The sequence below is a fragment of the Enterobacter cloacae complex sp. FDA-CDC-AR_0132 genome (assembly GCF_003010695.1).
Lineage (GTDB): Bacteria > Pseudomonadota > Gammaproteobacteria > Enterobacterales > Enterobacteriaceae > Enterobacter > Enterobacter ludwigii.
This window is the reverse complement of record NZ_CP027618.1, coordinates 4,545,800-4,571,900: the sequence shown is the minus strand read 5'-3', so window position 1 is coordinate 4,571,900 and position 26,101 is coordinate 4,545,800. Positions and strand designations below refer to the sequence as shown.

27 protein-coding genes are annotated in these 26,101 nt (G+C 53.3%); 17 read left to right on the top strand and 10 right to left on the bottom strand.

The window, feature by feature from the left end; all coding sequences use genetic code 11:
- Positions 1 to 132 precede the first annotated feature (132 nt).
- Together AM379_RS22200 and ptrB are read left to right on the top strand one after the other, a co-directional pair.
- Entirely contained in the window at positions 133 to 783 is a 651-nt protein-coding gene (locus AM379_RS22200) for a tellurite resistance TerB family protein (RefSeq protein WP_020883404.1), read from the top strand.
- Between the two features lie 85 nt (positions 784 to 868).
- On the top strand, positions 869 to 2,929 hold the full coding sequence (ptrB, locus tag AM379_RS22195) for an oligopeptidase B (RefSeq protein ID WP_032678427.1): 2,061 nt from the start codon (positions 869 to 871) through the stop codon (positions 2,927 to 2,929).
- Here the strand turns inward: ptrB and exoX are convergent.
- From exoX to AM379_RS22180, 3 genes are all read right to left on the bottom strand, one after another.
- Complete coding sequence (gene exoX / locus AM379_RS22190; protein ID WP_014170626.1) at positions 2,926 to 3,588, bottom strand: exodeoxyribonuclease X; 663 nt, start codon at positions 3,586 to 3,588, stop codon at positions 2,926 to 2,928. The two genes, ptrB and exoX, sit on opposite strands and share 4 nt — an antisense overlap.
- Before the next feature lie 24 nt (positions 3,589 to 3,612).
- Entirely contained in the window at positions 3,613 to 4,263 is a 651-nt protein-coding gene (locus tag AM379_RS22185) for a carbon-nitrogen hydrolase family protein (RefSeq protein ID WP_020883406.1), read from the bottom strand.
- 109 nt (positions 4,264 to 4,372) lie between these two features.
- Positions 4,373 to 4,603 carry a DNA polymerase III subunit theta gene (locus tag AM379_RS22180; protein WP_013096102.1) on the bottom strand — a complete coding sequence of 77 codons (231 nt, stop codon included), beginning with the start codon at positions 4,601 to 4,603 and terminating at the stop codon, positions 4,373 to 4,375.
- Positions 4,604 to 4,740: 137 nt separating this feature from the next.
- Here AM379_RS22180 and yobA point away from each other — a divergent pair, with 137 nt between their 5' ends.
- The 3 genes from yobA to AM379_RS22165 are packed head-to-tail and all read left to right on the top strand — an operon-like array spanning position 4,741 to position 6,338.
- On the top strand, positions 4,741 to 5,112 hold the full coding sequence (gene yobA, locus AM379_RS22175) for a CopC domain-containing protein YobA (RefSeq protein WP_032678426.1): 372 nt from the start codon (positions 4,741 to 4,743) through the stop codon (positions 5,110 to 5,112).
- Between the two features lies 1 nt (position 5,113).
- Positions 5,114 to 5,983, top strand: coding sequence for a copper homeostasis membrane protein CopD (copD, locus tag AM379_RS22170; protein ID WP_032678425.1), 870 nt, complete (start codon positions 5,114 to 5,116; stop codon positions 5,981 to 5,983).
- Between the two features lie 16 nt (positions 5,984 to 5,999).
- On the top strand, positions 6,000 to 6,338 hold the full coding sequence (locus tag AM379_RS22165; RefSeq protein ID WP_014170622.1) for a YebY family protein: 339 nt from the start codon (positions 6,000 to 6,002) through the stop codon (positions 6,336 to 6,338).
- Positions 6,339 to 6,744: 406 nt separating this feature from the next.
- On the opposite strand, the gene AM379_RS22160 is transcribed toward AM379_RS22165, so the two are convergent.
- A complete protein-coding gene (locus AM379_RS22160; protein WP_014170619.1) occupies positions 6,745 to 7,686 on the bottom strand; it encodes a VirK/YbjX family protein in 942 nt (313 codons plus the stop codon).
- 167 nt (positions 7,687 to 7,853) lie between these two features.
- On the opposite strand from AM379_RS22160, the gene pphA reads away from it, so the two are divergent.
- On the top strand, positions 7,854 to 8,498 hold the full coding sequence (gene pphA / locus AM379_RS22155; protein WP_032678424.1) for a protein-serine/threonine phosphatase: 645 nt from the start codon (positions 7,854 to 7,856) through the stop codon (positions 8,496 to 8,498).
- A gap of 34 nt (positions 8,499 to 8,532) precedes the next feature.
- On the opposite strand, the gene AM379_RS22150 is transcribed toward pphA, so the two are convergent.
- The 4 genes from AM379_RS22150 to yebS form a co-directional block, all read right to left on the bottom strand.
- Positions 8,533 to 8,772, bottom strand: a complete 240-nt coding sequence (locus AM379_RS22150; RefSeq protein WP_020883412.1) for a YebV family protein — start codon at positions 8,770 to 8,772, stop codon at positions 8,533 to 8,535.
- 105 nt (positions 8,773 to 8,877) lie between these two features.
- Complete coding sequence (rsmF, locus tag AM379_RS22145) at positions 8,878 to 10,320, bottom strand: 16S rRNA (cytosine(1407)-C(5))-methyltransferase RsmF (RefSeq protein WP_032678423.1); 1,443 nt, start codon at positions 10,318 to 10,320, stop codon at positions 8,878 to 8,880.
- 76 nt (positions 10,321 to 10,396) lie between these two features.
- Positions 10,397 to 13,030: a PqiB family protein gene (locus AM379_RS22140; RefSeq protein WP_020883414.1), complete on the bottom strand. Its 2,634-nt coding sequence runs from the start codon at positions 13,028 to 13,030 to the stop codon at positions 10,397 to 10,399.
- Positions 12,999 to 14,282 carry a membrane integrity lipid transport subunit YebS gene (gene yebS, locus AM379_RS22135; RefSeq protein ID WP_032678422.1) on the bottom strand — a complete coding sequence of 428 codons (1,284 nt, stop codon included), beginning with the start codon at positions 14,280 to 14,282 and terminating at the stop codon, positions 12,999 to 13,001. The genes AM379_RS22140 and yebS overlap by 32 nt, the downstream gene beginning before the upstream one ends.
- A gap of 132 nt (positions 14,283 to 14,414) precedes the next feature.
- On the opposite strand from yebS, the gene AM379_RS22130 reads away from it, so the two are divergent.
- The 4 genes from AM379_RS22130 to htpX all read left to right on the top strand — a co-directional run bounded on the left by AM379_RS22130 (position 14,415) and on the right by htpX (position 18,838).
- Complete coding sequence (locus AM379_RS22130) at positions 14,415 to 14,912, top strand: GAF domain-containing protein (RefSeq protein ID WP_014170613.1); 498 nt, start codon at positions 14,415 to 14,417, stop codon at positions 14,910 to 14,912.
- A gap of 96 nt (positions 14,913 to 15,008) precedes the next feature.
- Positions 15,009 to 15,695 carry an RNA chaperone ProQ gene (gene proQ, locus AM379_RS22125; RefSeq protein WP_014170612.1) on the top strand — a complete coding sequence of 229 codons (687 nt, stop codon included), beginning with the start codon at positions 15,009 to 15,011 and terminating at the stop codon, positions 15,693 to 15,695.
- A gap of 19 nt (positions 15,696 to 15,714) precedes the next feature.
- Positions 15,715 to 17,763 carry a carboxy terminal-processing peptidase gene (gene prc, locus AM379_RS22120; RefSeq protein WP_020883416.1) on the top strand — a complete coding sequence of 683 codons (2,049 nt, stop codon included), beginning with the start codon at positions 15,715 to 15,717 and terminating at the stop codon, positions 17,761 to 17,763.
- A gap of 193 nt (positions 17,764 to 17,956) precedes the next feature.
- Positions 17,957 to 18,838, top strand: a complete 882-nt coding sequence (gene htpX, locus AM379_RS22115; protein WP_014170610.1) for a protease HtpX — start codon at positions 17,957 to 17,959, stop codon at positions 18,836 to 18,838.
- Positions 18,839 to 18,886: 48 nt separating this feature from the next.
- On the opposite strand, the gene AM379_RS22110 is transcribed toward htpX, so the two are convergent.
- A complete protein-coding gene (locus AM379_RS22110) occupies positions 18,887 to 20,260 on the bottom strand; it encodes an MFS transporter (RefSeq protein WP_032678421.1) in 1,374 nt (457 codons plus the stop codon).
- A 178-nt stretch (positions 20,261 to 20,438) separates the two neighbouring features.
- Between AM379_RS22110 and kdgR the strand changes: the two genes are divergently transcribed.
- A complete protein-coding gene (kdgR, locus tag AM379_RS22105) occupies positions 20,439 to 21,230 on the top strand; it encodes a DNA-binding transcriptional regulator KdgR (protein WP_106504251.1) in 792 nt (263 codons plus the stop codon).
- 64 nt (positions 21,231 to 21,294) lie between these two features.
- On the opposite strand, the gene AM379_RS22100 is transcribed toward kdgR, so the two are convergent.
- Positions 21,295 to 21,534, bottom strand: coding sequence for a YobH family protein (locus AM379_RS22100; protein WP_106504377.1), 240 nt, complete (start codon positions 21,532 to 21,534; stop codon positions 21,295 to 21,297).
- Between the two features lie 158 nt (positions 21,535 to 21,692).
- Here AM379_RS22100 and mgrB point away from each other — a divergent pair, with 158 nt between their 5' ends.
- The 6 genes from mgrB to ftsI all read left to right on the top strand — a co-directional run bounded on the left by mgrB (position 21,693) and on the right by ftsI (position 26,043).
- Positions 21,693 to 21,836, top strand: a complete 144-nt coding sequence (gene mgrB, locus AM379_RS22095; protein WP_014170606.1) for a PhoP/PhoQ regulator MgrB — start codon at positions 21,693 to 21,695, stop codon at positions 21,834 to 21,836.
- Positions 21,837 to 21,910: 74 nt separating this feature from the next.
- On the top strand, positions 21,911 to 22,201 hold the full coding sequence (locus AM379_RS22090; protein WP_106504248.1) for a YebO family protein: 291 nt from the start codon (positions 21,911 to 21,913) through the stop codon (positions 22,199 to 22,201).
- Positions 22,202 to 22,224: 23 nt separating this feature from the next.
- Positions 22,225 to 23,214: an MBL fold metallo-hydrolase gene (locus AM379_RS22085; RefSeq protein ID WP_106504246.1), complete on the top strand. Its 990-nt coding sequence runs from the start codon at positions 22,225 to 22,227 to the stop codon at positions 23,212 to 23,214.
- 525 nt (positions 23,215 to 23,739) lie between these two features.
- Complete coding sequence (locus AM379_RS22080) at positions 23,740 to 23,856, top strand: DUF2627 domain-containing protein (protein ID WP_032611517.1); 117 nt, start codon at positions 23,740 to 23,742, stop codon at positions 23,854 to 23,856.
- A 39-nt stretch (positions 23,857 to 23,895) separates the two neighbouring features.
- Positions 23,896 to 24,105 (top strand): transcription antiterminator/RNA stability regulator CspE, encoded by a 210-nt coding sequence (gene cspE, locus AM379_RS22075; protein WP_001062678.1) that lies wholly within the window; start codon positions 23,896 to 23,898, stop codon positions 24,103 to 24,105.
- A 231-nt stretch (positions 24,106 to 24,336) separates the two neighbouring features.
- Positions 24,337 to 26,043, top strand: coding sequence for a peptidoglycan glycosyltransferase FtsI (gene ftsI, locus AM379_RS22070; protein WP_072126430.1), 1,707 nt, complete (start codon positions 24,337 to 24,339; stop codon positions 26,041 to 26,043).
- Positions 26,044 to 26,101: the final 58 nt, after the last annotated feature.

Below are 26,101 nucleotides of genomic sequence, written 5' to 3'. Positions count from 1 at the left end.
AAACGTTTGCGTCTGTCTTGTTCAGGGCCCGAGAGCGGTCAAGAAATTTGCGCTTCTTTAGCCGTGGCAGACATTTCCTGACGCCTGCTCGCTTACGCTGGGAGACATATTCACCGTTAAGTGAGGGAAACCATGTCAGGCTGGCTAAATCAATTGCAATCCATGTTGGGACAGAAAACGTCGTCATCCGGCGAGCAGGGGCTGAGCAAACTCCTGGTGCCGGGGGCGCTTGGCGGGCTGGCTGGACTGCTGGTTGCCAATAAATCCTCGCGTAAGTTACTGGCAAAGTATGGTACCGGCGCGCTGCTGGCGGGCGGCGGCGCTATTGCGGGTACCGTACTGTGGAACAAATACAAGGACAGAGTGCGGACCGCGCACAGCGACGAACCCCACTTTGGTGAGCAGACCTCGCCGCTGGATCTGCGTACCGAACGGCTCATCCTGGCGCTGGTGTTCGCGGCGAAAAGCGACGGGCACATTGATGACCAGGAACGATCGGCGATTGAGCAGCAACTGCGTGAGGCCGGTGTCGAAGAAAGGGGCAGAGCGCTGGTGGCGCAGGCCATCGAACAGCCACTCGAACCGCAGCGTCTGGCGCAAAGCGTGAAAAATGAGGAAGAGGCGCTTGAGCTCTATTTTCTGAGCTGTGCCGCCATCGATATCGATCACTTTATGGAGCGCAGCTATCTCAATGCGCTGGGTGATGCCCTGAAGATCCCACAAGATGTCCGGGACGGGATCGAGAAGGATATTCAGGAGCAAAAACGGGCGTTACAGGGCTAACTGCCACCGTCGCAGCCATGTTTCGCTTGCATCATGCGTGGGTTTTGCCAACCTTATAGGGTGTAAAACTCAAAAGAATGATGACATGCCACCGAAAGCCCGACGTACTCCTTATGCGATCACCACGCATGGCGATACGCGTATAGATAACTATTACTGGCTGCGGGACGACTCCCGTTCCCGGCCAGAAGTGCTCGACTACCTGCACGAGGAAAACGACTATGGCCGCAAGGTCATGTCCAGCCAGCAGGCGTTGCAGGACCAGCTGTTAAATGAAATGGTGCAGCGTATCCCCCAGCGCGATATTTCCGCGCCCTGGACCAAAAATGGCTATCGATATCGTCATATCTACGAACCTGGCAACGAGTACCCTATCTACCAGCGACAGTCGGTGTTATGCGCCGAATGGGATGAGTGGGACATCCTGCTGGATGCCAACCAGCGCGCCGCCCACAGCGAGTTTTATACCCTCGGCGGCATGTCCATCTCCCCCGATAACACCATTATGGCGCTGGCGGAGGATTACCTCTCCCGTCGTCAGTACGGTTTGCGTTTTCGCAACCTGGAAACCGGTAACTGGTATCCGGAAATGCTGGATAACGTTTCGCCGGACTTTGTCTGGGCGAATGATTCCGAAACGGTCTACTACGTCAAAAAGCATGCCTCCACGTTGCTGCCTTACCAGGTGTGGCGCCATACCGTTGGGACGGATTCTGCTGACGACGAACTGGTTTACGAAGAGAAAGACGAAACGTTTTATGTCAGCCTGCACAAAACCTCGTCTCGCCACTATGTGATTATCTTCCTGGCCAGCGCCACAACCTCTGAAGTTCTGCTTCTGGACGCCGAGCTACCTGATGCGCAGCCGCTGTGCTTCCTGCCGCGACGTAAAGATCATGAATACAGCCTCGATCACTTCCAGCACAGCTTTTACCTGCGCTCTAATCGGGAGGGTAAAAACTTTGGCCTCTACAAAACCAAAGTACGCGATGAACGCAAGTGGGAAGTGTTAATCCCCGCCCGGGAGCAGGTGATGCTCGAAGGGTTTACGCTGTTCACCGACTGGCTGGTGGTTGAGGAGCGCCAGCGGGGGCTGACCAGCCTGCGGCAAATTAACCGCAAAACGCGGGAAGTGATCGGGATTGCGTTTGACGACCCGGCCTATGTCACGTGGATAGGGTTTAATCCTGAGCCGGAATCGTCGCGTCTGCGCTACGGCTACTCGTCTATGACCACGCCCGATACGCTCTTTGAGCTGGATATGGACACCGGGCAACGTCAGGTGCTTAAACAGTCCGAAGTGAAAGGGTTTGATTCCGACAACTACCGAAGCGAACACCTGTGGGTTACCGCCCGCGATGGCGTCGAGGTGCCGGTCTCGCTTGTTTATCATCGGGCGCATTTCCAGAAAGGTAAGAATCCGATTCTGGTTTACGGCTACGGCTCCTACGGCTCAAGCATGGACGCTGATTTCAGCAGCAGCCGGTTAAGTCTGCTGGATCGCGGTTTTGTGTTCGCCATTGCGCATGTTCGCGGCGGCGGGGAGCTGGGTCAGCACTGGTATGAAGACGGGAAATTCCTGAAAAAGAAAAATACCTTCAATGATTATCTCGACGTCTGCGATGCGTTGATTGAGCAGGGCTATGGCGATCCTGGGCTTTGCTTTGGTATGGGCGGCAGCGCGGGAGGATTATTGATGGGGGCCGTCATCAATCAGCGTCCCGAACGCTTTAAAGGGATTATTGCGCAGGTGCCGTTTGTCGATGTGGTAACGACCATGCTGGATGAATCCATCCCGCTGACGACCGGAGAGTTTGAAGAGTGGGGCAACCCGCAGGATGAGATCTACTATCGCTACATGAAAGAGTACAGCCCGTACGACAATGTAGAAGCGAAAGCGTATCCGCACATGCTGGTGACCACCGGATTGCACGATTCACAGGTGCAATACTGGGAGCCTGCAAAATGGGTGGCGAAACTGCGGGAACTGAAAACCGACGACAACCTGCTGCTGCTGTGCACGGATATGGACTCCGGTCACGGCGGGAAATCGGGACGATTTAAATCTTACGAAGGCGTGGCACTGGAGTATGCGTTTTTGATTGGCCTGGCGCAGGAGACGCTGCCAGGCCGTGCGGAGCGTTAAGCTTCGCCAAGATAGTGCTTAAGCGTTAAACGCAGTTCCGGGCTCATCTTATCGAGGTTGTTATAGAGCCAGCGCAGATAGCCCGGATCTTTATCCGCAATATCGGAAACCGCCCGACCGCGGTATTTGCCAAAGGTGAAGGTAGTCAGCAATGCCGGACGCCCGGTAATGGTCGCCATATCATCAGGGGTCCAGCCGGAGTTATTCATAATATCAATGAGTAACGCGGCGGTGATGTAGCAGTCATACAGGGCGCGGTGATGGTGCAGACCCTCCGGCGTTCTGACGCTCAGCTTACGGGATTTGTACAACGCCATATTGCTGTACTTAATCCCGGGCCAGAGACGACGCGCCAGTTTCATCGTGCAAATCCATTCTCCGGGCATGTCGGGGAGCACCCGGCGGTCAAAACTGGCGTTGTGCGCGACGTACCACGGGCTACCGTAATAGTGGGGTATCACCTCTTCTATCCACGGTTTGTCCGCCACCATCGATTCTGTAATGCGATGAATAGCCATTGCCTGCGGGCTGATCGGGCGATCGGGACGTACCAGATGGCTCATTGGGTTGACTATTTTTCCATCAATCACGTCGACAGAAGCCACTTCCACTATTCCGCCCTGAAGATCGCAGGTTTCGGTATCGATGACGCGCAGCATTGAACTCTCCTGAGCCTAAAACGCCTAGCCTAAAGGAATGATATCGCCTTGCCAACCCTGTCTGCCAAGAGATCCGGTCAATAGCAGTTCACCTTTGTCCGCGCGGACGATCAGCTGACCTTTTTCATCCCATAACGCGCTGCCGCCGCGCGCGTTCGCCATTAACACCGCAATGGCATATTTGTGTGCGAATCGCTGCAGGGTACTGATGGATTGCCGCCAGCGGCTATCTCCCACTGACTGGCAGCTGGTAAACAGCGTCGCCTGTGGGTCGAGATTTGGCGAATCAGCATGTGCATCGATGATCGTCAGCTGTTTATCTCCTGGGATCAGGCTTGCACCGCGACCCTGAGGGTAGCGCAGGATGCTATGGCGAGAGGGGGTAAACAGGGCAAGGCCTTTCTGGCGATGGCCATTCACGTCGAGCGGAAGCCCGGCAATAATAGTAATCCGGTATAATTTTGCGGCGTTTAGCAACGGGGCCAGCTGTTTATCATCGGGAGGGGCGGGGAGCGTCGTTGTCCCTGGGCCAGTTAATGAGAGCTCCGGGAATACCAGCAAATCGCACTGCTGTCGTGCCGCTTCGGCAATGAAACGGAGATGGTGCGCGACATGTTCATCTACACTGTGGTGCAGCCCGGCATACTGGGCCGCAGCAATATTCCATTGTGACATCGTGACTTCCTTTACACAGAGTCGCAGTGATTTAAGAATACACCTAATTTAATCAGGGTTTTCTTATCCTGCCATATTCCGCGTAAGGAAGTGTAACGACTCGTTAAGCTTATTTAACTTTAGGTTCGTACGGTAAACGAGAAAGGTTAACTGAGGCGAGACGATGCGCAATTAAGCGTTCGCGAAACCAGTCGCGCAGATGAGCAGGTTGCTCACGTTCAACCACTTCAGCCACGATGGGCATGTTGTAACGCTCTTTAAATGCGACGCCAGCGGCAGCGAGATCGACATTCACTTTATCCATCTCGTCCTGAGGAAGGGCGGCCAGATTGATCTTCATTACCTTCTCCTTTTTAGACGGCGGCAACGTTACCGCGATTGCTCGACGATGACAAGCAGAGGTGGGATGATCCTCGACTCGCTTATTATACAGAGTTATTCTTTGCCATACAGGCATAACAAAAAGGAATGATTGCGATGGGTTTATCCTCTTCCCGCGCGGCAGGCGCACTGGTCTTTCTGGCCTCTTGCGTGATGTCACCCTCCGTGCTGGCGCACGCTCACCTTAAACAACAGACTCCGGCAGCAGATAGCCTCGTGACGGCACCGCGCACGCTGAGGCTGACGTTTTCAGAAGGTATTGAGCCCGGTTTTAGCGGTGTGGTGGTGACGGATGCACAAAAGCAGACCATCAGCACCGGTGCCGTTAAACGCGACGAGAAAGACAAGACGCAGCTGAATGTGCCGCTGGATCGCGAGTTGAAGCCCGGAACCTACCAGGTTGACTGGCATGTGGTGTCGGTAGACGGCCACAAGACAAAAGGCAGTTATCACTTTAGCGTGAAATAGCATGCTGGCGATGTGCTACGTAGGGCTGCGCTTTCTCCATTTCGGCGCGTTAATGCTTATTTTTGGCAATGCGCTGTATAGCGTCTGGTTTGCTCCTTCCTCTCTGCAACGGCTCATGTCCCGGCGTTTTCAGTCGCAGCAGAGAATGGCGGCGTTAATCAGCCTGGTGACAGCGCTCCTGATGTTTACGCTTCAGGGCGGGTTAATGGGGAATGGCTGGGGCGATGTCGTCAACCCCGACATCTGGCGTAGCGTGCTGGGCACGCAGTTTGGAAGCGTCTGGCTGTGGCAAATTATTCTCGCGGCCCTTACTGCCGGTACAGCATGGCTGGCTCCGCATAAAGGCTCACGGCTGTTACTGCTCGCCATGGGACAGTTCGTCCTGCTGGCGGGAGTAGGGCATGCGACAATGAACGAAGGCGCGGTGGGCGCATTGCAGCGTCTTAATCACGCTCTTCATGTGTTATGTGCCGCAACCTGGCTTGGCGGATTACTGCCGCTGCTGTTTTGCATGCGTCTGGCGAAAGGGCAGTGGCAGCCTGCCGCAATCTACACCATGATGCGCTTCTCACGCGTGGGGCATTACGCCGTAGCAGGCGTGGTGCTTACCGGCGTTTTCAATGCGCTGTTTATTCTGGGTATCGATATTCCCTGGCAGGCCCGTTACGTGCAATTTTTGTTGTTCAAATGTGCGCTGGTGGCTTTGATGGTGGTAATTGCGCTGGCAAATCGGTATTTTCTGGTGCCACGGTTTCGTGCGCAAAGCGGGCGAGAACAACAAATATTTATCAGAATGACACAAGCAGAAGTGGTGCTGGGTGCGCTGGTGCTGGCTACAGTCAGTCTGTTCGCGACCTGGGAACCCTTCTGACAAGGTTAACTATCCTATGAAAAAGACACTACTTTCTCTCATCTTGCTGGCCTGCACGGGGAGTGCCCTGGCCGCACCACAGGTCATTACCGTCAGCCGTTTTGAAGTGGGTAAGGACAAATGGGCGTTTAATCGTGAAGAGGTGATGCTGACCTGCCGTCCGGGGCACGCCTTGTATGCGATTAACCCAAGCACGCTGGTGCAATACCCTTTAAATGATGTCGCAGAGCAGCAGGTCGCCAGCGGCAAAAGCAGTGGACAGCCAATCAGCGTTATTCAGATTGATGATCCCGCGCATCCAGGGCAGAAGATGAGCCTGGCACCGTTTATCGAGCGTGCAGACACGCTTTGTTAATCTTCGGGTTTCCAATAAAAAACCGCAGATGCTTGCGAAAGCACTGCGGTTTTTCACTTTTAATGATGCTCATACGCTTTTTTTCCGGCCGCTTTAACTGAGGACTGGAAAACCTGGCGTCGTCATCTATTCTTAAAAGGCAAGGCGACTTAGCCTGCATTAATGCCAACTTTTAGCGCACGGCTCTCTCCCAAGAGCCATTTCCCTGGACCGAATACAGGAATCGTATTCGGTCTCTTTTTATCTGATTGAAAGCAAACGATTTATTCCTTTCACCGGCTCTCTCAGAAGGGACACGTTCAGTGATCCGTCTTCAACCATATCACAAAACGGCAGGCGTAAGTCCAGCCCTTTTTGCCGGTTTTGTTAAATTTTTATGCAGAGTTGAAGAAAGCTCTCAGCGCACTTAAAAGCGTGATTTCACCTCAGCCTCAATGCAGTCAAGCAGTTCAAAGCGACGGCGATATTCCGCCCGTTTTTTACTGGCGATATCTTCCAGGGATTTACGCTCCATCTGTAACGGCAGTTGCCAGCAGAAGGGGGAGATTTTCTTACCGTCCAGACTCGCCCAGAATTCGTCATAGCTGGCATGGAAATGACGGCCTTTGCTCAGGCGGTAACGCAGTGCGCGGAAAACGTGTCCCTCATCACCGACAGCAAAAATCGCCCGGACGGATGAATGTGCGGCCAGCTGGAAAACCACTTCCATCAGCACGCGTTTTGGAAACAGGCCATGGCAGGCGCGGGTCGCCAGTTTAATGGCGTCATGCGAGACGTTGCGACGTGGCCCCTGAAGCCCACCAATCACCAGCACTCGCTGCCCGTTGCTGCGTGCGACGCTAAACGTCAGGCTTGCGAGCACGGTATTCTCGCTGTCGCGCAGCCACAGCGTGCTTTCACCTTCCCGCTCGGCTTTGCCGGCAGAAGAGGCACTCACGGTATACGTCGCGTCGTTTTTTGCCTGAAATTGCACTATGGTCTGCTCTTGCGGGCTGGTCAGCGCGTTGGCGAGGGTGATATTTTTCAGGCTATCGACCCAGTGATAATGGCTGATGATAGCGTCAGCCCGATCGCCGGCCGTCAGGCCACGCATCAGATACTGCCGATGGGTTTTACTCGGTAAGGTAATTTGAGAGGCCAGCAGACGGTCAAAATCATCACGTCCTGAGAGCGTTTCCAGCACGCGATGGGTGGAAGACCAGAACAGGAGCGAGCGAAGCAGGAACTTCAGACGATACTCGCGCTTCTGCCAGATTGGACCCGGAACGCGTTTTCCTTTCACCAGCTCGGAAATGATATTTGTGCGATGCGGATAGAACACATCGTTGTGCAGGTGCATATTAGACACGTTAAGACCTCTCGTTTAATTCATGCCTTATTCTAAAGAGTCAGCAAAAAGGGATTAATAGCGCGCGGATCTTTATTTCCATTTGGTTTACCGTTCGTTTGGCTTTGTGAATGCTGCGCGTGTCAGCTGCAATTTCTGCTGCGTCTATACTTAAGCAAGGAGGTTTTATGTATCAGCGAATCGATGGTGGGAAGTGGCGGCACGTCTGGGTTGTCAGCGACATACATGGTTGTTATCAGTGGCTCATGGATGAACTGAAACGCCGGCATTTTAATCCTTATGAGGATTTGCTTATTTCCGTAGGGGATGTAATTGACCGTGGCCCTGACAGTATTAAATGTTTACAGCTCATGAATGAAAAATGGTTTCGTGCAGTACGGGGCAACCATGAACAAATGGCTATCGACAGCCTTGATAATAATGATTTCGCACTCTGGACAATGAATGGCGGAATTTGGTTTACCCGCCTTGAGCACACACAGCAGCAGCAGGCGCTGACGTTACTTAATGCGTGTCGGGAACTGCCGCACATTATCGAGATAACCTGTGCAAACGGTGTGAATGTGATTGCTCACGCTGACTATCCCGCTGCGGAATACCGCTGGCAAAAACCCGTAAGCGCCCAGCACGTACTATGGGATCGCGACCGGTTGATGGGGTTTATGGTCGGGAAAGGGCAGGGGATCGGCGGTGCGGACCATTTCTGGTTCGGACATACGCCACTTGACCGGCGGTATGATTTTAATAACCTGCACTATATTGATACCGGCGCCGTTTTCGATGGTTACTTTACGCTGGCGCAACTTCAGTAATAAATAACCCGCCTTCGGGCGGGTTCTCTTTAGGTCAGGCAAGACGCATGACCCAGGCATCGGATTGACTATCGTAATGCTCACGGTAAAGGACTGAGTGTTCGCCATCAAGTATTGCCGGTACGCTGGTATCGGCATCCCAGGCATCCAGTTGCATGCACAAATCCGGGTCGGATTTGCAGGGAATACTTAACGTTCGTTCGCCCTGTGCTTCGCCGCGCAATTCTGCGTCGTCGATTTCGAAAGCGCCAATACGCACGCTGGTTTTCGTCATATTGCTCTCCGGGTGTGTTATCAAAATCTGGTATGACCAGTATGGGCATCCATTTTTGATCGTAGACAAGGAGAGCAAAATCGCCAGTAAAAAAATGCGTTTTTTTCAGCCGGTGCGATCGTTACCGGTAAACAATCGCCCATCACGAACCAGCTCTCGCGGATAGCTGTTTTTCAGTCGCGAGCCTACCTTTTTCGCCAGCCCTAACGGATAACCCTGATAGGTCACTACCACTTCATCATGCGATGGCGTGTTGTCCGGATATACATCACGGCCCCGGTACCACTCTTCGGCTTCCTGGTGCGTCAGGGCGAACGTATTCTCGCTGCCGGCGAGGGCGATAACAGCCTCATGCTGCCAGCGATAGCCTTTATTGTGCACTTCCGCCAGGCGGAGCCCGATGCGGGAAAAACGTACCTTGCCGATAAGCGGCTCAATATTTGCCGGGAAAAGCCAAATCTCTTTATCGCGAATCCAAAGATGGCATGTGTCATCCCAGGCCAGCCCGACCTTAGCGGCGGCGGTAGTGACTTGCTCCGCCTCACGCCTTTTCATGGGGGCGAAGGGGAAATTGCCGACCTTAAACGTCGGGGCTGGCAGTGGCTCAACCGTCTGCGTTTTACGCAACCGTGCGACAAAAAAACCTTCGCAGTCATAAATCTGGGGGAAAACGTGCAGAAATCCTTCAGGCGTGACGGCTTCATTGGCTGAAGCGAACAAGCCGTTTAACGGCAGGAACTCGACGGCATCAGGGTATTGCGCCTTGAGCCACAGACAGACGTCCTCGTTCTCGTCACGGTTTAAGGTGCAGGTCGAATAAACCAATGTGCCACCGGGACGCAGGGCATGGAAGGCGCTGACGATCAGTTCGCGCTGGGTGGCGGCAATCTCAAGGTTACTCTCCACAGACCAGTTTTTTAACGCATCAGGATCTTTACGCACCACCCCTTCGCCGGAGCAGGGCGCGTCCAGCAGGATGGCATCAAACGCTTCTGGCAGGGCTGCGCCAAATACGCGGCCATCGAAGTGCGTCAGGGCAACGTTATGGATCCCGCAGCGGCTGATGTTAGCGTGCAGAACTTTAACGCGACTGGCTGAAAACTCGTTGGCGAGAATGGCCCCGCGATTCCCCATCCTGGCGGCAATCTGCGTGGTTTTGGAGCCCGGCGCGGCAGCGACATCCATGACGCGTTCTGGCGCATTATCATCCGCAAACAGGGCGGCAACCGGCAGCATCGAGCTGGCTTCCTGGATATAAAACAGACCACTCAGATGTTCTGCGGTACTGCCCAATGGCAACGACGCTTCGTCATCCCGTTCAATCCAAAAACCCTCTGCACACCACGGTACTGGCGTCAGTTGCCAGTTATACGGCGAGACCAGCGTCAGAAAATCGGCGACGCTTATTTTCAGCGTGTTGACACGGATACTCCGGCGCAACGGCCGCTGACAGGCGGCGATAAAATCGTCTAACGAGAGGTGAGAAGGAAGCGCCTCGCGCATCTGCGCCAGGAATTGTTCAGGAAGAAATACGGAGTTTTGAGCCACGTGCACACCACAGGGAAAAGTTCAGGGGCGCAGTGTAACATAAAGGCTCCGGTGCGTTGACACCGGAGCCCTGAGATTAACGCGGCAGGGCAGTGCCCCATTCACGCCACTCTTTCGGCTCGCTTTCGAGCAGCAGGAAGTGTTTGCCCGGTTGCGCTTTCGGCGCCAGCGGCGTCCCCGGTGGTGTAGCGAAAGCAATACCGCCACGAATGAACTGGTTGAAGGTGCCGGTTTTAACCACCCCGCCCGTCAGACCGAAGTCCAGTGAATAGCCGGAGGCCAGCCAGAACACCGAGTTATTACGCACAAGGTGCTGGTAACGATCGCTGATGCGTAATGCCACCATCACGCGGTCAGAGAGCGTACCGAGCGTCAGGCCCGTCACTGTGCCCACCTCAATCCCGCGGAACAGCACCGGTGTGCCGATGTTCAGCGAGCCTGCTTCCGGCACTTCCACCACAATGCTCAGGCCATCCAGATAGCGAGAGTCAGTGATCGTGGCTTCCTGCAGTTCAAAGTCACGGCGAGCATTCCCTTTACCGGGTTCGACGTTGATATAAGGCTGCAGGATGGTGTCGAGGTGCTCAACGCCAGCGGCCGAAATCTGTGGCGTCACCACCGAGAAGCGGGAGCCTGAGCGGGCGAAGGTTTGAACATATTCCGGGTAGAGCACGGCGGTGGCCTGCACCTCGTTACGCGCGGTGATAAGCGTCAGCTTCTGGATCTGCCCGATATCAATACCCAGATAACGGATAGGCATCCCTTCCGCCAGCTTCCCTGCATCAAAAGCATGCAGGGTAATCTGTCCGCCAACGGCACGGGCAGCGGTTTCAGACGGGAAGAGAATACGCTTATCGCCTTTACGCAGGTTTGCACCCGCACCGCTGAGGTTATCGAAGCTGATCGCTCCGCGCAGCGCACGTGAAAGCGGGGAGGCCTGCACGGTCAGCCCGTTACCGTTAAGCTGCACTTTCGCACCACCTTCGGCCCAGAACACGCTATTCGGGGTCAGCAACTTGCGATACTCCGGTTTGATATGCAGTTCGATATCAAACGCGTCCGCATGAGGGCGTACGGCAATCACTTCCCCGACCTCAAACTTACGGTACAGCACGACGGAGCCAGCCTGGACATCAGGAAGCGTCTCGGCGCTTAGCGTCAGTGTCGTGGTTGGGAGATCGCTCATGCTGTTTTCAATCGCTTTGTCCAGGTTGGCATACAGCGGATAACTGTCGCGCACCGGGCCTTTATTGCCCGGTAAAATGCGGATCCCGCCGTTAACCCATTCGCTGGCGCTGGCACCGAGGAACTCAACGCCGTCGAGGCCAACCTTCACGTCGACGCGGCTGTTCACCACAAATTTACTGTCGCCATGGACAAGGTCGCTGTATTGCGGATCGATAGCCACCGAGAAGCTCACGCCGTTTTCAGAGAGCGTACGCTCCAGCACCTGGCCCACCTGGACGCCATGCAGAATCAGAGGCTGGCCGGCTTCGATACCGTAACTTTCAGGCGCGGTCAGTTTCACCGTTACGACGCCCGGTTTTTGCAGCAGCGCTTTATCTGCTGGCGCAACAACGAAACTGTTGCTGGGTTGACCTTCACCGGGGATCAGTTCAAACGTATTGCCGGTCAGAAGATTGCTCAGGCTGGTATCGTTCAGAGACAGTTTTGGGCTGCGCATCTCGATACGCGTTTTTTCACGCAGGAGATCAACCACGCTCGGGTCGACGGTCATCTCACCGGTCACGGAACCGCCTGGATTGAGCGTCATTTTGGTGAGCTGCCCAACCTGCAATCCCTGATACATAAGCGGTGTGGAACCCGCTTTCAGCCCTTTAGCATCGGGCAGGGCGAGTTTGACGATCACGCCGCGCTGGCTGTGCGCCAGGTCAGCATACAATCCGAAGGTATCATCTGCCGTGGCCGGGCTGGAGTTTTCCGGAGAGTCGAAGGCAACGGCACCGTTGACCAGTGCGGCCAGGCTCTCGAGCTTCACTTTGGCACCGCTCAGGCTGAGATCGGCATCCACGCCGGAGACGTTCCAGAAACGGCTGCCTTTTTTCACCAGGTTAGTGAAGCGGCGATCGATTAACACATCAATCGTCACGCCCTGTTTATTCGGGTTGATGGCGTAATCATAAACGCGACCTACCGGAATTTTACGGTAATAAACCAGTGAGCCACTGTTGAGGGAACCCAAATCCGGTGCCTGCAGATGGATCATCAGATCGCCGTTATTCAGTCGGTATTTTGGTTGGGTATCCAGCGCAACAAAGTGATCCTGCGGTTCACCTTTACCCGGCATCATGCCGATGTAGTTACCGCCAACCAGTGCATCCAGCCCTGAAACACCCGCCAGAGAGGCCTTAGGCGTTACCAGCCAGAACTGCGTTTCGCTGCGCAGCGCATCCTGCATATCGGACTTAATGCTGGCGCGGACCTGAATTTTATTCAGCCCTTTTCCAAGGCTGATGTCCTGAACGGTACCCACCTCAACCCCCTGGAAGCGGACAGGGGTTCGCCCGGCCACAATGCCGTCGGCAGACTGGAAGTCAATGGTGATGGTGCTTCCGCGATCTTCATAGCTCGTCCAGATAAGCCAGCCTGCAATCATCAGGGCGATGACAGGCAGCAACCAGAATGGAGAAATGCGGCGTTTTGTTTTAATTCTCGCTTCAGTCGGCGAAGCGGGCGTTTCCTGACTCATGTGCATCCCAAAGTAAGCGGCTATCCAGCCATTCCACAGCAAGAATAGTCAATATCACCGCGGAGCCGAAATAAAAAGCTGCGGGTCCCATTGTAAAAGCCAATAACTGGTCGCGATTGATCAGCGACATCATCAACGAAATCACGAACAGATCCAACATCGACCAGCGGCCAATCCAGGTGACGAATCGCAAAAGCAGAATTCGGGTACGTAAACCTTGCTCACATTTGAAGTGAATACTCAGGAGCAGGGTAAACATCACCACCACTTTGGTAAACGGCACCAGAATACTGGCGATAAACACAATTGCCGCCACCCCCACGTTGCTGTGGGCGAGGGAGATGATCCCGGAGAGGATGGTATCCTCCTGGCGCCCACCATTCACGTAAATGATGGAAATCGGCAGCATATTGGCCGGGATCAAAAAGACCAGCGAGGCAATCAGCGCGGCCCAGCATTTTTGCAGGCTGTTGTTGCGCCGCAGTCTCAGGGGAATATGACACCGCGGGCAACGGCCACGTGGGTCGGGCAAGCCAGTATAGTGACACCCCAGACAGACCCGGAGACTTTCATCCGGTCGCGTGGCCGGGCGCTGAGGGTAAAAGCGCTCCCAGAGCTGTTCGACGTTCAGATGAATGAGTGTGAGGATGCTGAGCAAGACCAGACAAATAAATGCAAAGAGTCCGACTCCGGGCTGCAAGAATGCATAGTCCTGGACTTTTATGGACGCCACGCCGACGCCCACCAGGTAGATATCCAGCATGACCCACTCTTTCAGTTTGTCCAGCATCAGCAACACGGGGCGGAGATTCATCCCCAGAATGTTACCCAACCAAAGATAGGCAATGGCGGCGACCAGCACCAGCGGCGCGCCGACCGTACAGAAAAGCACCATGGCGGCAGTGAGCGGGTCGCCCTGGCGCGTCATCTGCCAGATCCCCTGCAGTACGTTGGCATCAATACGCACACCAAGCAGGTACAGCTTCAGCAGCGGTTCGCCCCAGGCAAACGGCATAAGAAGCAGCATGGTGATGGCCATCGCGGCGAGACGGGTCAGCGACCAGTCGCGTCCGTCGCGAATTTTAGCGTCGCAGCGGGGGCAAAAAGCACTTTCATGCGATTTCATCTTCGGCAACATAAAAAGCGTATCGCACTGCGGGCAACGCTGATAATGTGCACGAGGCAAAGCTTCGCTTACCGTATGGACAGTTATCTTTTTTGTCGGCGTAATTTTGGTTGTTTTTAAGGCCATCAGCTGCGCACAAATAAGTATTGTTGAACGTTATATTAACTCATGAACGGATTCATCTTGAGCATGAGCGCATTTAATGCTTATTTTAATAGGCTATGCGGTAATTTTGTAAGACAACTAAGTGATTGAATAATGAACAAAACAGAATTCTACGCGGATCTTAACCGCGATTTTAAGGCATTGATGGCGGGTGAGACCAGCTTCTTAGCCACTCTGGCAAATACTAGCGCATTGCTGTTTGAACGGCTATCAGACGTTAACTGGGCCGGCTTTTACCTTCTGGAAGGTGAAACGCTGGTGCTTGGCCCGTTCCAGGGGAAAATTGCCTGCGTGCGTATTCCCGTAGGACGTGGCGTTTGTGGTACAGCGGTCGCGACTAATCAGGTACAGCGCGTCGAAGACGTCCATGCGTTTGACGGACACATTGCCTGTGACGCAGCCAGTAATTCTGAAATCGTTCTGCCTCTGGTGGTAAAAAATCAGATTATTGGCGTTCTGGATATCGACAGCACGGTCTTCAGTCGCTTCACAACCGAGGACGAACAAGGGCTGCGCGAGCTGGTGGCGAACCTAGAAAACGTTCTCGCCGCAACCGATTATCAAAAATTCTTTGCGAGCGTAGCAGGATAATCAACGGATAACGTAGCATTTACTGATAGCGTCATTATAATGACGCCTGTTCATGCCTGCGCTTGTTGGCAACGTCCGTTGTAATCAGGAAATTTCATGGAAAATCAACCTAAGTTGAATAGCAGTAAAGAAGTTATCGCATTTCTGGCCGAGCGTTTCCCACAGTGCTTCAGTGCTGAAGGTGAAGCTCGTCCCCTGAAAGTCGGTATTTTTCAGGATCTGGTGGCACGCGTTGAGGGGGAAATGAACCTCAGCAAAACTCAGCTTCGTTCCGCCTTACGTCTTTATACTTCGAGCTGGCGTTACCTGTACGGTATCAAAGCGGGCGCGACGCGTGTTGATCTTGACGGCAACCCTTGTGGTGAGCTGGACGAGCAGCACGTTGAGCACGCACGTAAACAGCTGGAAGAAGCCAAAGCACGCGTTCAGGCACAACGTGCAGAACAGCAAGCGAAAAAACGCGAAGCCGCAGCGGCAAACGGCCAGGAAGAAGCGCCTCGTCGTGAGCGTAAACCACGCCCAGCGCCGCGTCGTAACGATAATAACGATCGCAAACCGCGTGCTGACAAACCAGCAGCTAAAGCCCCGCGCGCCCCTCGTGAAGAGCCGCGCCATACGCCGGTTTCTGACATTAACGCCCTGAGCGTGGGTCAGGCACTGAAGGTGAAAGCGGGTAACAACGCAATGGACGCCACCGTACTGGAAATCACCAAAGATGGCGTTCGTGTACAGCTGACTTCTGGTATGTCAATGATTGTACGCGCAGAACACTTGTTGTTCTGAAACGGAGGCCAAGCCTGGCATGAACACTTTTTTTAAGCTCACCGCGTTGGCGGGCCTGTTTGCTATAACAGGCCATGCTTTCGCAGTGGACGATATCACGCGTGTTGATCAAATTCCGGTCCTCAAGGAAGAGACGCAGCACGCGACGGTGAGCGAGCGTGTGACCTCACGCTTCACCCGTTCGCACTATCGTCAGTTCGATCTCGATCAGGCCTTTTCGGCCAAAATCTTTGACCGCTATCTGAACTTGCTGGATTACAGCCATAACGTATTGCTCGCCAGCGATGTCGAGCAGTTCGCTAAGCGTAAATCCGGGGTGGGTGACGAGTTGCGTTCAGGCAAGCTGGATCTGTTCTACGATCTCTATAACCTGTCGCAAAAGCGCCGCTTTGAACGCTATCAGTATGCGCTGAAAGTGCTGGAACGTCCGATGGACTTCACCGGCAACGACACCTTTAATCTGGACCGCAGCAAAGCGCCCTGGCCGAAAGACGAAGCCGAGCTGAATGCGCTGTGGGATGGAAAAGTAAAATACGACGAGCTGAGCCTTAAGCTGACCGGCAAAGATGAAAAAGAGATCCGTGACACGCTGACGCGTCGTTACAAATTCGCTATTCGTCGTCTGGCTCAGACCAATAGTGAAGATGTTTTCTCACTGGCGATGACCGCTTTCGCTCACGAAATCGATCCGCATACCAATTATCTCTCGCCTCGCAATACCGAACAGTTTAATACCGAAATGAGCCTGTCTCTGGAAGGTATCGGTGCGGTGCTGCAGATGGACGATGATTACACCGTGATCAACTCAATGGTCGCCGGTGGCCCGGCGTCGAAAAGCAAAGCGATAAGCGTAGGCGATCGCATTGTTGGTGTGGGTCAAACCGGACAGAACATGGTCGATGTGATCGGCTGGCGTCTGGATGATGTGGTTGCGCTGATCAAAGGTCCGAAAGGCAGCAAAGTTCGCCTTGAAATTCTGCCAGCCGGTAAAGGCACCAAAACCCGTATCGTTACCCTGACGCGTGAGCGTATCCGCCTGGAAGACCGCGCGGTGAAAATGTCGGTGAAGACCGTGGGTAAAGAGAAGGTGGGTGTTCTGGATATCCCGGGCTTCTACGTCGGGCTGACTGATGATGTAAAAGTCCAGCTGCAGAAGCTTGAAAAGCAGAACGTGAGCAGCGTCATCATCGACTTGCGCAGCAACGGTGGTGGGGCGCTGACCGAAGCGGTTTCACTGTCCGGGCTGTTTATCCCGTCTGGTCCGGTGGTTCAGGTGCGCGATAACAACGGTAAAGTACGTGAAGATGCCGACAATGATGGTGTGGTCTACTACAAAGGCCCGCTGGTGGTCTTGGTCGATCGCTTCAGTGCTTCCGCGTCTGAAATCTTTGCCGCCGCTATGCAGGACTATGGCCGTGCGCTGATTGTCGGTGAGCCGACATTTGGTAAAGGTACCGTACAGCAGTATCGTTCTCTGAATCGTATCTACGATCAGATGCTGCGTCCGGAATGGCCTGCACTGGGTTCGGTTCAGTACACCATTCAGAAATTCTATCGTGTGAACGGTGGCAGTACGCAGCGTAAAGGCGTGACGCCGGATATCATGATGCCGACAGGCACGGAAGAGACTGAAACCGGCGAGAAGTTTGAAGATAACGCATTGCCGTGGGATAGCATTAACGCCGCGACCTACGTGAAAGCGGGTGATATGACGCAGTTTGGTCCTGAACTGCTGAAAGCGCACAACGATCGCATCGCCAAAGATCCGGAATTCCAGTACATCATGAAGGACATTGCTCGTTTCAATGCCCTGAAAGATAAGCGGAATATTGTTTCTCTCAACTACGCTCAGCGTGAGAAAGAGAACAACGAAGATGATGCAACGCGTCTGGCGCGTATCAACGATCGCTTCAAGCGTGAAGGTAAGCCTCTGCTTAAGAAACTGGACGATCTGCCAAAAGATTACCAGGAGCCGGATCCTTACCTCGACGAGACGGTGCATATCGCTCTTGACCTGGCGAATCAGGAAAAGGCGAAGCCCGCCGTGCAACCCGCACCGGCAAAATAATCCCCCAACAGGCACAAGAAATTGTGCCTGTTTCTTTTTGTTCCGCATTCTCCCGTCAGGCAAATTTCCAATTGTGTAAAGTTGTGTCTTTCTGGTGACTTACGCCCGATGGATGCTTGAAAATAGCCGTAATACCCATACGATGTGGGTAATCGCATAGTGCGCTTTGTTAAACTGAGGTTAAAAGAAAATTATGATGCGAATCGCGCTCTTCCTGCTCACCAACCTTGCGGTGATGGTGGTTTTCGGGCTCGTGCTAAGCCTGACAGGAATTCAGTCGAGCAGCGTTCAGGGTCTGTTGATTATGGCGCTGCTGTTTGGTTTTGGTGGCTCATTCGTTTCACTTCTGATGTCGAAATGGATGGCACTGAAATCGGTAGGTGGTGAAGTCATTGAGCAACCGCGTAACGATATGGAACAGTGGCTGATGAATACTGTGGCTCAGCAATCGCAGCAGGCGGGTATCGCCATGCCGCAGGTGGCCATTTACCACGCGCCAGATATTAACGCCTTTGCCACAGGTGCCCGCCGTGATGCGTCTCTGGTTGCCGTCAGCACCGGGTTGTTGCAGAACATGAGCCGTGACGAAGCCGAAGCGGTTATCGCTCACGAAATCAGCCATATCGCGAACGGCGACATGGTCACCATGACCCTGATCCAGGGCGTAGTGAACACCTTTGTTATCTTCATCTCCCGTATTCTGGCGCAGATCGCGGCAGGCTTTATGGGCGGGAACCGCGATGAAGGGGAAGAGAGCAACGGCAACCCGCTGATCTACTTCGCGGTTGCGACGGTACTGGAGCTGGTATTCGGTATTCTGGCCAGCATCATCACCATGTGGTTCTCCCGTCACCGTGAGTTCCATGCGGATGCCGGCTCGGCGAAACTGGTTGGCCGTGAGAAGATGATTGCCGCGCTGCAGCGTCTGAAAACCAGCTATGAACCGCAGGAAGCGACCAGCATTATGGCATTCTGCATTAACGGTAAATCAAAATCGCTGAGCGAGCTGTTTATGAGTCACCCGCCGCTGGATAAACGTATTGAAGCGCTGCGCAGTGGTGAATACCTGAAGTAACGCTAAGAAGAGCAATGAGCCGGGCTGGAGATATCCGCCCGGCTTTTTTTATGCCTGTACTCTGGGCTGGGTAATGCGCAGCCCGCTGATGATGGCGGCGAGGGTGGCAAGGGCGCCTGCGGTGAAAAGTGCAACGTGGTTGCCATTTTGCCCGGCAAGATTAAACATCAGCGCGACCAGGGCCGCGCCGGTGCTTTGTCCCAGCAGACGTGCGGTGCCCAACATACCGCTGGCACCACCGCTGCGATGGCGCGGCGCTGAGGTGATGATGGTGTGGTTGTTAGGCGACTGGAACAGACCGAACCCTGCACCGCACAGGATCATGCGCCAGATGATATCCAGATCGGTGGGTGATGAGGGGAGTAGTGCGAGTGCGAACAGCCCCGTGGCCATGACGGCAAGCCCCAGCGCGCCAAGCAATCCGGCGTGGACGCGCTCAATCAAATACCCTGCCAGCGGCGCCATTACCATCGTCGCCAGTGGCCACGGCGTTAACAGCAGTCCGGTCTCGACTTCAGTACGTCCCACCACACTTTGCAGGAAGAAGGGCAGAGAGACCAGGGCCAGCATCTGAGCGCAGAATGAGCAAACAGAAGTACAAATCGAGAGAGAAAAAAGAGGAATACGCAGCAGGTCGACAGGCAATAAAGGGACAGGGAGCGCGAGCTGGCGGCGTACAAAGAAGAAGCCAATCACCAGCAGCGCAATGAGCTCCGCGGCGGTAAGTATAAGGGACTGACCTTGTGCAAAGCCGCTCAGGGCAGTAATCAGCAGGCCAAAGGTCAGGGCATTCATCACTGCGCTGATAAGGTCAAAGCGTGGCATCGTGCTTTTGGGACCGTTCGCGGGAAGATAGCGCAGAGCAAAGAAGAGGGCCACAATACCCAGCGGTACGTTAATGGCGAATAACCATTGCCAGGACGCGACAGAGAGTATGGCCGCCGCAAGGGTTGGCCCGGCCGCAGACGAGACGGCGACAATAAACGAGTTTATCCCCATACCGCGTCCCAGATGACGCTGCGGATAGATTAAGCGGATCAACGCTGTGTTGACGCTCATCAGTGCCGCCCCCCCAAAACCCTGCGCTATGCGCGCAAACGTCAGAGTATGCAGCGAATCAGAAAGGGCACAGAAAAGTGAAGTAAAGGTGAATACCAGCAGGCCGCATTGATACACCCGTCGGTAACCGAACATATCGCCCAGGAAAGAGAACGAGAGCAGTGAAACCACGATCGCTATCTGGTAGGCATTGACTATCCATATAGAACTGGCAGGGGAGGCATGCAGGTCGCTGGCAATGGTTGGCAGGGCAACGTTAGCGATTGCACCGTCAAGGACGGCCATTGAAATACCGATAACAATCGTGGCGATAGCGCCATACCGCTGAGGCAAAGGCAGGCCATCGGACAGGTTTTTTTCCATTAGGGATGAAAAGCTCAGTGTGAAATTATTCTCAGGGTAACTATTTTAGCATCGTTATTTCAGTTTTATGTCGCAGATTTGTAACGAAGTAAACGAGGATCGATTGCAGGTAACATGAGGGGAATTTATAATAAAAACCGGTTCTGATTTTTATAAAACACTCTCTATGAGGTGGTAAATGGCAATTGCAGATTTGGATAAACAGCCAGATTCTGTTTCTTCCGTGCTGAAGGTGTTTGGCATCTTACAGGCGCTCGGAGAAGAGCGTGAAATTGGTATTACAGAGTTGTCGCAGCGTGTGATGATGTCGAAAAGCACCGTTTATCGCTTTTTGCAAACCATGAAGTCACTGGGTTACGTCGCACAGGAAGGCGAGTCTGAAAAGTATTCTCTGACGCTGAAACTGTTCGAGCTCGGGGCCCGTGCGCTGCAAAACGTGGATTTGATCCGCAGCGCAGATATCCAGATGCGTGAGATCTCTCGCCTGACCAAAGAGACTATCCACCTGGGGGCACTGGATGAAGACAGCATTGTCTACATCCATAAAATCGACTCCATGTACAACCTGCGCATGTATTCACGCATCGGTCGTCGTAATCCGCTTTACAGTACCGCGATTGGCAAAGTGTTGCTGGCGTGGCGCGATCGCGAAGAAGTGAAGCAGATCCTCGAAGGCGTGGAATATAAGCGCAGTACTGAACGCACTATTACCAGCACTGACGAATTATTGGCCGTGCTCGACAAAGTACGTGAGGAGGGGTATGGCGAAGATAACGAAGAGCAGGAAGAAGGGCTGCGCTGTATCGGTGTGCCGGTATTTGACCGCTTTGGCGTTGTCATTGCCGGGCTGAGTATCTCTTTCCCGACCCTGCGCTTTTCTGAAGAACGTCTGCATGAGTATGTGGCGATTCTCCATACAGCCGCACGCAAGATTTCTGAACAAATGGGCTATAACGACTACCCGTTCTGATCCTTACGGGCATAAAAAACGCCGCACACAGTGCGGCGTTTTTTATCAGTATCAATCGGGGTGATTAGCCGTTATCAATGACGACGGATGTTTTACGCAGAACCGGGCAGTTGGTTAAACCAATGATCCCGCTGTCTGAATGAATATATTGTGCCGTGCTCATGCCCTGCGCGGTCATGTATTTGCATTGAATACCTAATCCAGCGGCGTTTTCGGTGCTTCCCACAAGCACGCCATAGCCGGTTAACAGAAGGCCAACCCATACTACGACCAGTGCAATAATTGTACGAATGATTAAATGCATCATTGCCTCTTTATCTTTGTTGTCATGCAGTAAGCCTAAACGGTTTACTCTATGAAACAAGTGCATGATTCTGAAACGACCAGATGGCGGTACAGTTAGTCCTTGTTTAAGATAGCCGTGATAACCTGGTTATATCGGGCCTTTAGACGGAGTGTGGAGTGAAAAAAATACGCTGGGTGATTCTGATTATTGTGCTGGTAGCCTGTGTGGTGTTGTGGACGCAGACTATCAATGTGATGTGCGATCAGGATGTACAGTTTTTTAGCGGCGTCTGCGCAATCAATAAGTTTATTCCGTGGTAACACGCATTTTTTCTCAAGGTGATTTCCTTCCTTCGCACCAGTGGTAAGATAGACGTTTTTATTGAGGTGGTGAAATGGGTGAGTTACTGAATTCAGGGCTGCTAAATATGGCATCTCTGATGATCTCGTTGGTTGTTCTGCTGGTGGGGCTTGTCATTTGGTTTTTCGTAAACCGTGCCAGTTCCCGTACAAACGAGCAGATCGAACTGCTGGAAGCGCTGCTTGACCAACAAAAACGTCAGAATGCGCTGTTACGTCGTCTGTGCGAGGCTAACGAACCAGAAGAGAAAGCGTCGGCGAAAGCCGCGGTTGCTGAAGACAACACTGAGCAGGATGACTTTATCCGCCTGGTGGCTGAGCGTTAATTTGTCTTATCCGGGAGGTGGCTGTGGTCTGGAAAAATCCCTGGTATGACCCCTCCCTGAAACATCACACACCGAACGGTTTTCGTAATACTGACCCCGTCGGGCATCAGCCCGGTGACGTTGATCGCTGGCGAAAAGCGCGCAAAGAAGCTGGCTTACCCCGCCCCCCGGCAAACGGATATGAGGACTTTATCCGCCAGTGGTGGCAGCCGGCAACGCTTAAGCAGCCGCAGGAAAATGGGGTATGGTGGCTCGGACACGCAAGCCTGTTGTTGCACATTGATGGCAACACCCTGCTGACCGACCCTGTTTTTTCTCGCCGCGCCTCTCCCTTACCTTTCCTCGGACCACAACGTAAAACGCCTCCCGCTCTGTCTGTCGAACAGCTCCAGCAGCTCGATGCAGTGGTTATTTCCCATAATCATTACGATCATCTGGATGACGCGACCATTCGCCGGATCCTTAAACGCTTCCCCGACGTCACTCTGTTTGTTCCCCTAGGTCTGGCAGACTGGTTTCGCCGCCGGGGGGCAAGACGCATTGTTGAGCTCGACTGGTGGCAAAGTTTCACCTGGGAGGGGATAACGCTGTCCGCCGTACCGGCGCAGCACTGGAGTATGCGCACGCTCTGGAACCGCAATCGCTCCCTGTGGTGTGGCTGGGTGTTTGAAGGGCGGCATCATCGTTTCTGGTTTAGCGGCGACACGGGCTATTCACCTGAACTGCTGCGAATACCGGAAAGGCTGGGTAAAATTGACGCCGCGGCGTTGCCCGTTGGCGCTTATGCACCACGGTGGTTCATGGCCGTACATCATATGGATCCGCAATCTGCCGTTGCGTTGTGGCAACAGTTGGGATGCCCACTGGCGTTTCCCATTCACTGGGGCGTGTTTGAACTGGCTGATGAATCGCTTGATGACCCCGTGCGAGAGTTAACTGCAGTCCTCGATAATTTAGCACCGGTTAATAATTCCTTCAGGATACTGAAAATTGGTGAATATTTATCCTTATAAACGAAGCGCTGGATTGTTGCATATATTCTGTATGTCTAAGGTCTAAAGAATGTTTTATTTTTATCGAAACGTTTTGCTTGCCTTGTTTTGATGCAGAGTCATAAAAATTTCATTATTTTGGTGCATAACATTCTTTATTAGCTGGTGCTTTTTAATACAGTTTAGCGTGAAGAATTAACATTGTATTTCCACTGTAACAATACAGGGGCGTTACAATGATTTAAGCATAAGTTTTCACAAATTGTTCTAACTCAATCAATGTAGGGGTTTTTCTTAGCGGGTTGCTGGACGCACTGGAATGATTGAGCTATGTTAAAAAAGTCTTAGATAACAGCGGTTGTGAAAGCAACGGCGAGTCTGTGTAAGTGAGCAGGGCTGTCCATATGTCATGCGCATAATTGTGCAAAAGCATACCGGCACAGTTCGAATTTGTGCGGCGGATCGAGACATGTTTAAAAATGGCTTGCCATATTAAACATAGTGTGTGATAACACGTTTTGGGTCAAACGAGGTACAGTTCTGTTTATGTGTGGCATTTTCAGTAAAGAAGTCCTGAGTAAACACGTTGTCGTTGAATACCGCTTCTCTGCCGAACCTTATATTAGTGCCTCATGCAGTAATGTCTCAGTTTTATCTCAGTAATGCCTGCGGGCTAAGAAAACACTCTAAGGAATTTTGCAAATGGCAAAGATTAAAGGTCAAGTTAAGTGGTTCAACGAGTCTAAAGGTTTTGGTTTCATTACTCCTGCTGACGGCAGCAAAGACGTGTTCGTACACTTCTCTGCAATCCAGGGTAACGGCTTCAAAACTCTGGCTGAAGGCCAGAACGTTGAGTTCGAAATTCAGGACGGCCAGAAAGGCCCAGCTGCAGTTAACGTAACTGCTATCTGATCGAACCACTGCTGACTGAAGCACGTAGTACTTCACTCTCAGACATAAAGCCTCGCATATAGCGGGGCTTTTTTATGTGCCTTATCTTTCAAAATATTACCATCCCCGCTCTTGTTAGTAACTTGTTGCAAAGCTACGAGGTTAGTAGCACTGTTTTCCCTCCCTCTGGCCGTCTTTTCCCGTTAAATCAGGGCGTTGTTTAACAGTCCTGGGGTTCAGGTGAAGAAGAAAATGATAACGACCGCCGGCAATTTCACGCCGGCGCGTTTTGCGCTGCTCTGTTTAGCCATTTTTTGCAGTCTGGCGTTTTTGCTGGGCCGCGTTGCCTGGCTGCAAATTATTAAACCTGACAACCTGGTCAAGCAGGAGGATATGCGATCGCTACGCGAACTGCCGATTGATGCTCCCCGCGGAATGATCATGGATCGTGAGGGCCGGCCGCTGGCGGTCAGTGTCCCTGTCAGGGCCGTGTGGGCCGACCCAAAAACGGTGCTGGCAAAAGGGGGCGTGGGCTTTGACGATCGCTGGCAGGCGCTGGCGAATGCGTTACATCTTTCCCTGAACACCCTGTCATCACGGATTAACGCGAATCCACAGGGGAGGTTCATCTACCTTGCCCGGCAGGTGGATCCTGCTCAGGCAAAATGGATCGATAAGCTGAATTTGCCGGGTATCAATTTACGCGATGAATCACGCCGTTTTTATCCTGCCGGGCATGTGGCGGCAAACCTGATTGGATTCACCAATATTGACGGTCAGGGTATTGAGGGGGTAGAGAAAAGTTTCAACACCCAGCTAACAGGCAAGCCGGGCGTCCGCCAGGTCAGGGAAGACCGTTACGGTCGCGTGGTGGAGAATCTGACGGAAGTCGCGCCGGTGCCTGCGCACAATATTCAGCTCAGTATTGATGAGCGCCTGCAAACCATCACCGAAGATGCGCTAGATAACGCAGTGGCCTGGAACAAGGCGGAGTCGGGGGCATCAGTGCTCATTAATATCCCCACCGGTGAAATCCTCGCGATGGCGAGCTATCCGGATTTCAACCCCAATAACCGCCAGGGCGCGACAATAGACGATTTTCGTAACCGTGCCATCAGCGATACGTTCGAGCCAGGTTCAACCGTGAAGCCGCTTGTGCTGATGACGGCATTGCAACAGGGGCTGGTGCAGCCTGACAGCGTCATTGACACCCATCCGTATATGCTTGACGGGCACCGCATTCGGGATGTGGGTTACTACCCTGAACTCTCGATGACCGGGATCCTGCAAAAATCGAGCGACACCGGCGTATCTCGCCTCTCGCTGGCGATGCCTGTTCAGCACCTGATTGATACCTACCGGAACTTTGGTTTTGGTACAAACACCGGGCTTGGCTTAACCGGCGAGAGCGCCGGTCTGTTACCCCAGCGTAAATACTGGAGCCAGCTCGACAGAGCGACCTTCGCCTTTGGCTATGGTCTGATGGTTACCCCCCTCCAGCTGGCGCACGTCTATGCCACCATCGGCGGCTTCGGGCTGGAACGGCCCCTCTCAATTACCCGTATCGATCCACCCGTTATTGGGCACAGAGTCATGCCGGAAGAGATTGCTCATCAGGTCGAGCATATGATGGAGAGCGTTGCGCTGCCGGGCGGGGGCGGCGTTAAGGCTGCGGTACGTGATTACCGTGTGGCGGTGAAAACCGGTACGGCGAAGAAAATCGATGATAGCGGCAAATATGTCGATAAATACGTTGCCTATACCGCGGGCGTCGCGCCTGCCAGCGATCCGCGTTTTGCGCTGGTGGTCGTGATTAACGATCCTCAAAACGGAGCGTACTATGGCGGCGCCGTCTCCGCACCGGTATTCAGCGAGATTATGGGTAACGTATTGCGTCTTGAGAACGTCAAACCCGATGGTCTGGCGCCTGATTCCTCGCACCTTATCGTCATGCGTTAACCCAGGCGTTTTATACCGGGGCGAATAGCGGTACACTTCGCCCTTTGATTTACGCCCC

What these genes read in the sequence shown, in the direction of transcription:
- AM379_RS22200 (WP_020883404.1), top strand. Translation starts at nt 133, where the DNA reads ATGTCAGGCTGGCTAAATCAATTGCAATCCATGTTGGGACAGAAAACG.
- ptrB (WP_032678427.1), top strand. Translation starts at nt 869, where the DNA reads ATGCCACCGAAAGCCCGACGTACTCCTTATGCGATCACCACGCATGGC.
- exoX (WP_014170626.1), bottom strand. Translation starts at nt 3,588, where the DNA reads ATGCTGCGCGTCATCGATACCGAAACCTGCGATCTTCAGGGCGGAATA.
- AM379_RS22185 (WP_020883406.1), bottom strand. Translation starts at nt 4,263, where the DNA reads ATGTCACAATGGAATATTGCTGCGGCCCAGTATGCCGGGCTGCACCAC.
- AM379_RS22180 (WP_013096102.1), bottom strand. Translation starts at nt 4,603, where the DNA reads ATGAAGATCAATCTGGCCGCCCTTCCTCAGGACGAGATGGATAAAGTG.
- yobA (WP_032678426.1), top strand. Translation starts at nt 4,741, where the DNA reads ATGGGTTTATCCTCTTCCCGCGCGGCAGGCGCACTGGTCTTTCTGGCC.
- copD (WP_032678425.1), top strand. Translation starts at nt 5,114, where the DNA reads ATGCTGGCGATGTGCTACGTAGGGCTGCGCTTTCTCCATTTCGGCGCG.
- AM379_RS22165 (WP_014170622.1), top strand. Translation starts at nt 6,000, where the DNA reads ATGAAAAAGACACTACTTTCTCTCATCTTGCTGGCCTGCACGGGGAGT.
- pphA (WP_032678424.1), top strand. Translation starts at nt 7,854, where the DNA reads ATGTATCAGCGAATCGATGGTGGGAAGTGGCGGCACGTCTGGGTTGTC.
- AM379_RS22150 (WP_020883412.1), bottom strand. Translation starts at nt 8,772, where the DNA reads ATGACGAAAACCAGCGTGCGTATTGGCGCTTTCGAAATCGACGACGCA.
- AM379_RS22140 (WP_020883414.1), bottom strand. Translation starts at nt 13,030, where the DNA reads ATGAGTCAGGAAACGCCCGCTTCGCCGACTGAAGCGAGAATTAAAACA.
- yebS (WP_032678422.1), bottom strand. Translation starts at nt 14,282, where the DNA reads ATGGCCTTAAAAACAACCAAAATTACGCCGACAAAAAAGATAACTGTC.
- AM379_RS22130 (WP_014170613.1), top strand. Translation starts at nt 14,415, where the DNA reads ATGAACAAAACAGAATTCTACGCGGATCTTAACCGCGATTTTAAGGCA.
- proQ (WP_014170612.1), top strand. Translation starts at nt 15,009, where the DNA reads ATGGAAAATCAACCTAAGTTGAATAGCAGTAAAGAAGTTATCGCATTT.
- prc (WP_020883416.1), top strand. Translation starts at nt 15,715, where the DNA reads ATGAACACTTTTTTTAAGCTCACCGCGTTGGCGGGCCTGTTTGCTATA.
- htpX (WP_014170610.1), top strand. Translation starts at nt 17,957, where the DNA reads ATGATGCGAATCGCGCTCTTCCTGCTCACCAACCTTGCGGTGATGGTG.
- AM379_RS22110 (WP_032678421.1), bottom strand. Translation starts at nt 20,260, where the DNA reads ATGGAAAAAAACCTGTCCGATGGCCTGCCTTTGCCTCAGCGGTATGGC.
- kdgR (WP_106504251.1), top strand. Translation starts at nt 20,439, where the DNA reads ATGGCAATTGCAGATTTGGATAAACAGCCAGATTCTGTTTCTTCCGTG.
- AM379_RS22100 (WP_106504377.1), bottom strand. Translation starts at nt 21,534, where the DNA reads ATGCATTTAATCATTCGTACAATTATTGCACTGGTCGTAGTATGGGTT.
- AM379_RS22090 (WP_106504248.1), top strand. Translation starts at nt 21,911, where the DNA reads ATGGGTGAGTTACTGAATTCAGGGCTGCTAAATATGGCATCTCTGATG.
- AM379_RS22080 (WP_032611517.1), top strand. Translation starts at nt 23,740, where the DNA reads ATGTGTGGCATTTTCAGTAAAGAAGTCCTGAGTAAACACGTTGTCGTT.
- cspE (WP_001062678.1), top strand. Translation starts at nt 23,896, where the DNA reads ATGGCAAAGATTAAAGGTCAAGTTAAGTGGTTCAACGAGTCTAAAGGT.
- ftsI (WP_072126430.1), top strand. Translation starts at nt 24,337, where the DNA reads ATGATAACGACCGCCGGCAATTTCACGCCGGCGCGTTTTGCGCTGCTC.